Here is a 5,077-nt window from a genome sequence, read left to right as displayed (position 1 = left end):
CCCCCCCCCCCCGGCATCGCGTTGCGCCTGCCGCGCCGCCGCCAGCGCCGCGACAAAGGCGGCGTCGCCCTCGGCGCAGCTGCCGGCCGTGAAGCTGCCCAGGTCTTCGGCGATGCGGAAACCTTCGCCCAGGCTGCTGGCATTGCCCCGTCCGCCATGCCCGCGCGCGGCGCTGCGCAGCACCTGGCGTGAGGCAGAATAGCTGCCGCCTCGCGTGATGAAATAGTCGCCTTCCTCCTCGCAACCGCTGCGCCAGGCCGACCCGTCGGCGGGCGCTCCCCGGTAATCGGGATGCTGGCAATCAGCCACCCACTCGGCCACATTGCCCATGATGTCGTGCAAGCCGTAGCCGTTGGGCGCATACATGCCCACGACGGCCGTATACTCCGCGCCATCGTCGCAATCGGTGACCAGCATGTCGAGGCCGAAGTCGCGTCGGGCGGCAATCTTGAAGCGCCGGTCTTTCATGTTGGCATAGCTGCACAATTGCTCAGGAGCATCGCCGGACGAGTATGCCGTGGCCGTGCCGGCGCGCGCCGCGTATTCCCACTCCGCCTCGCTGGGCAGGCGGAAGGCCCGGCCCGTTTGCTGCGACAGCCATTGCACATAGGCCGTGGCGTCGTTCCAGCTGACGCACATGACGGGGTGGTAGTCGGTTGGCGCATGCGCAGGGGCATCCCAGCCAGACTCCCTGAGTGCGATGCCATCGTTGCGGTCGAATTCCCAGCATTCGCCGGCCGCCCGATAGCCTGTGGCGGCAACAAATTGCCGGAACTGCGCCACCATCGTCTCGTATTTTGCCAGGCGGAATGCGGCCATGCGCACTTCGTGGGGCGGCCCTTCGGCCGGGTTATGGCTGCCGTCGCCGATGCGCGGCTCCGTGCTGCCCATGGTAAATACGCCGGCGGGAATACTGACCATGGGCGGGAGGATGGGAGTGGCGGCGGCCTGCGCGCTGCAAGAGACGGCGCAGGCAAGGATAAGCATTCTGTGCTTCATGTGGTTCCTGATGATGGGTGGATGAAAGTACAGATTGACAGCCGGGCCGGCCCCTTGCCCTGCCCATGCGACGAATCGACAGTACAGCCGACGAATGGCAAGCCGTGTTCTGGTCAATCAGGCAACGGGCCGCTATACTATGTACATGATCCAAAAAACAAGCTTGCTGCAGGGCTGGAGGTCCCTATGGGAGTTGCGTCCCCGGCACGAAGTTCCCATTCTCATCCGCCTGTTGCTCATCTCCCTGACCGGCATCGCCCTAGCACTTGGCCTGATGGTCATCGTCGCCATCTTCGGCCGGGTCGACCGGCCGCACTGGTGGTGGGCGTCGCTGCTGCCGAATATCGGCATCTGCCTGTGCATCGTGCACACCTTGTTCGGCGTGCTGCGCCTGGCCGGGCGCTGGCTGCCGGCGCCGCTCGTCGAGCGCATATCGCAGGTGCGCAGCCTCCGCGCCGGCATGGCGCTGGGCGCGCTGGCACTGGCGGCCATCATCCTGGGCATGAGCATCGGCTTCACCATCGTCCCGATACTGGTGGGTTTCAAGCTGTGGGGCATGTTCGTCTCGCTGCCTGCCGCGCTGACCAAGTTTGCCGTCTTTATCCTGTTTGTCATGGGCGCCAACTGGGCGTGGTGGCGCTCGCGACTGAGCCAACAGCAGCTGCAAACCGAAGTAACGGATGCGCGCCTGCGCCTGCTGCAGGGGCAGATCGAGCCGCACCTGCTATTCAATACCCTGGCAAATATCCAGAGCCTGATGGACTACGACCCGCCACGCGCGAAACGCATGCTGGAAACGTTTTCCGCCTACCTGCGCGCCAGCCTGGCGCAGCTGCGCCAGGGCGACAGCACGGTGGACGCGGAACTTGATATGGCGAGTCAGTATCTTTCCTTGCTGCAAATACGCATGGAGGAGCGGCTGCGCTTCCGGATCGACGCCAGCGCGGAAGCGCGCCTGGCCCGCATGCCCGCGCTGATGCTGCAGCCGCTGGTGGAAAATGCCATCGAGCACGGACTGGCGCCCACGCTGGACGGCGGCAGCATCGTCGTGCAAGCCGTGGTGCGCGCGGGCCGTCTGGAGGTGCGCGTGCTGGACGACGGTGCGGGCCTGGCGGCACCCGGCAAGCCGACGCGCCCGGGCAGCGGCATGGCGCTGGCCAATCTACGTTCGCGCCTGCTAGCCCAGTTCGATGCCAACGCCAGCCTGGCGCTGCGCGAGCGCGAGAGCGGGCATGGCGTCGAAGCCGTGCTGGAACTGCCATACCGGCGCGGTGACGGCGCGCCCGCAGTACAGATGGCCACATGACGCGCGCCCTGATCGCGGACGACGAACCGCACTTGGCGCTGTACCTGCGCGACCAGTTGCTGACCCTGTGGCCTGAGTTGCAGATTATCCATATGGCGCGCAACGGCATCGAGGCCGCCGCCCGCATCGCCGGGCTGGAACCCGATATCGCCTTCCTCGACATCCAGATGCCCGGGCTGTCCGGCCTTGAGGTGGCGCAAGGCATCGAAGGCCCTACCCGCGTGGTGTTCGTCACGGCCTACGACGAATTTGCCGTGCAGGCCTTCGAACATGCGGCGCTCGATTACGTATTGAAACCCGTCACCACCGAACGGCTGACCCGCACCGTGGCGCGCCTGCGGTCCGTGCCGCCCCTGCCGCCCGCCAGTGCGGCCATGGCGCAGGCCCTGCGGCAGCTGACGGCAGCACACGGCCCAGCCCGCCCCCGGCTGCGCTACATCCTCGCGTCCCGGGGCGAGCGCACGCACCACCTCGACGTGGCCAAGGTCCACTTTTTCCATGCCGACGACAAGTACACGGTGGTCGCCAGCGTAGACGGCGAATTCCTGATCCGCACGCCGATCACCGAGCTGGCGGCCCAGCTTGATCCGGAACAATTCTGGCAAGTGCACCGCTCCACCCTGATCAACCTGGCCTGGCTGGACGGCACGCGCCGCGACGACGCCAGCCGCTTGTTCGTGCGCATGAGCGGCCACGCGCGCGAGCTGCCCGTAAGCCGCGCCTTCGTCCACCTGTTCAGGGCCATGTAGCGCGTCCTGCCCGCTTGGCATCTGTCGCGCCGGCGGTCGATTCGTCGCATGGCCGGCGCGGCGGGCCCTGCCATCGGCGATGCTGGTGTTTTCATTGCAGTAGACTCCCCATGTTCAAAGTACTGCCTATCGGTTTGCTGTGCGCCGCGAGCGCGATGCCTGCCCTTGCCGCCTTGCCTACCACCGTCATCGACACGGTCGACGGGCGCCAGATGGAGTCGCTGACTTGGCGCCTTCCCACGTCGCAGGACGTGGTGGTGTTCGAGAATGGCTCGCGCGCGACGATGGACAAATGGGGCGTGGTGCGCGCGCGACTGGTATCGGACGCCTCCGTGTTCGCGTATCATCCCGAGCAGTAGTGCATGGTTTTCGGCAAATTGCGCCCGCAATCCATGTCCTGTAACGCCGGCATCGGCTTTCGTGAAGCCGAGCGACGTCATCGCGTTTTCGTAGCGGCGGATGTTCTGTTCCAGACTCGCTGTCTGCCCTGAGTGGGAATACTCCCAGCCAAGCGCTTTGCTTTTCGGCACGCGTGCTTTGACGTAGTCGAGCAAATCGCGCTGCGCGTTTGAAACGATAGGAATATTTCGCCAGCGACCGCCTTTACCCATCCCCGGAAAAACCTGTAAGTAATGGCCATAGTCCTGAACATGTGGATTGCATTTCAGGACCTCTTCGCGTCGCAGGCCAAAGCCCAACTCGAGACGCAACATCAAACCGAGGCACGGGTCGCTCTCGTCAACGGTACGGAATGTCTCGACCAGATCAATGCCATGCCCAGACCAGGACTTCGTGCTGCGTGCAGCTGAACGCACTTTCAACAATTCAGGATCTACATCCGGCAGATATTTCTGGACGGCGCCAACCATGCCTGGCTTGCCGAGCATTGAGCAGAAAACCCGTAATCGGGACAGGTCGTTCTGGATGGTCTTGGCTTTCTTGTGCTGGCAATACCACCAGTGCTTGACGAGCACTTCGATGTGCCGTTCACCGAGATTCTTCGGATCCTGAATCTTGTAGCCAAGCTCATGCAGCCGCCGGATCGATGCATATAAAACGTCTTTCGTCAGTGTCTGGGTTCGTTCGGACGCCACCTTGCCATTGACCCGGCGTGTGCCTGCCAATTTCATAATGTCGTTCACTTTGTTTTGCCACATATGTCCTCCACAAGAACCATCGATACCTCTTATCAGCAGACGCGGAAGCCCAGCGGATCGAACAGGCGGGGGTAAGGCTCCCGTCTTAAATAAACCGGTTTCACATCAGCGGGCCTTACTGCCAACCACAGATGCGCCGAGCCCTTGCGGTACTCGGTCTCTCTTCCGGGGAAGAGAACTGAACATTGAGCAGGTTCTCGCTGCGCACTCCCGGACCAGGTCAAGGCATTGAGGGTGCGCGCCTCTAGTTGTGGGAAGACCAGTGAGAGCTGGCGTGACGTTCTCAGGTGCCGTGCCTGACGCACATGCGGCCTGAAGGGGACTAACCCGATCACGATGTTTGCAGTTGAAGTGCTGGAGGGTGGTGCTCTTCGAAGCGAAGAAGAAATGGAGATATGGCTGCAGCGTGTTCGTCAGCGCTAACAGCTCAAGCAGGAACATCGATCTGTGATCGAGTTTTCCCTGAGATTGCGCTAGAACGCAGATGACAACACGTTTTGGGGTTCACTCTGTACCTGCCTGTAGAGCCTTGCAGACAAGACCTAGCCAAGTAAAAACTGGATTTTTTGATGGTGATGAGTGCTCGCGATTGGATGAAAGCGAGCGATGCCAAACGCCTGGCGTTGCGAAAAGCTGTTCTCTCCCGGGGACAGAACAACTTGAAATTGCGGGGTACAAAAATGCCGAAGACCGACGCTTGGTACTTTATCCAAGCGTAGCGAAGGTGTCAAGAAACATTGGGGGTGTACTGAATTCTGTGTAAACGGTTTTTCGTTTAAGTCTGCGGTACCCGGTCTTCAAACTGGATGGCGAAGCGGTTCAGTGCCGCTTTCCAGTCCCGTATTGGCATCGTCCACTTCTTGCTA

Annotated in this window: 4 protein-coding genes and 1 pseudogene; 3 read left to right on the top strand and 2 right to left on the bottom strand. The window is 62.3% G+C overall.

What is annotated here, in order from left to right:
- A partial coding sequence (locus CSZ94_RS26890) for a formylglycine-generating enzyme family protein (RefSeq protein WP_258001233.1) occupies positions 1 to 999 on the bottom strand: 999 nt, incomplete at its 3' end.
- Positions 1,000 to 1,231: 232 nt separating this feature from the next.
- Between CSZ94_RS26890 and CSZ94_RS26885 the strand changes: the two genes are divergently transcribed.
- The 3 genes from CSZ94_RS26885 to CSZ94_RS26875 all read left to right on the top strand — a co-directional run bounded on the left by CSZ94_RS26885 (position 1,232) and on the right by CSZ94_RS26875 (position 3,413).
- Positions 1,232 to 2,305: a sensor histidine kinase gene (locus CSZ94_RS26885; RefSeq protein WP_180977648.1), complete on the top strand. Its 1,074-nt coding sequence runs from the start codon at positions 1,232 to 1,234 to the stop codon at positions 2,303 to 2,305.
- A complete protein-coding gene (locus CSZ94_RS26880) occupies positions 2,302 to 3,054 on the top strand; it encodes a LytR/AlgR family response regulator transcription factor (protein ID WP_102124294.1) in 753 nt (250 codons plus the stop codon). Before CSZ94_RS26885 ends, CSZ94_RS26880 begins: the two co-directional genes overlap by 4 nt.
- A 110-nt stretch (positions 3,055 to 3,164) precedes the next feature.
- Positions 3,165 to 3,413: a hypothetical protein gene (locus CSZ94_RS26875; protein WP_180977649.1), complete on the top strand. Its 249-nt coding sequence runs from the start codon at positions 3,165 to 3,167 to the stop codon at positions 3,411 to 3,413.
- Between the two features lie 21 nt (positions 3,414 to 3,434).
- On the opposite strand, the pseudogene CSZ94_RS26870 reads toward CSZ94_RS26875, so the two are convergent.
- A pseudogene (locus tag CSZ94_RS26870) lies at positions 3,435 to 4,184 on the bottom strand (phage integrase N-terminal domain-containing protein); the annotation flags it as partial.
- Positions 4,185 to 5,077: the final 893 nt, after the last annotated feature.

It is taken from the genome of Janthinobacterium sp. ROICE36 (genome assembly GCF_002869965.1).
In the GTDB taxonomy this organism is placed as follows: domain Bacteria; phylum Pseudomonadota; class Gammaproteobacteria; order Burkholderiales; family Burkholderiaceae_D; genus Janthinobacterium.
This window is presented reverse-complemented; position numbering and strand designations above follow the sequence as displayed.

Coding starts and splice junctions, on each gene's coding strand:
- CSZ94_RS26880 (WP_102124294.1), top strand. CDS start 2,302: ATGACGCGCGCCCTGATCGCGGACGACGAACCGCACTTGGCGCTGTAC.
- CSZ94_RS26875 (WP_180977649.1), top strand. CDS start 3,165: ATGTTCAAAGTACTGCCTATCGGTTTGCTGTGCGCCGCGAGCGCGATG.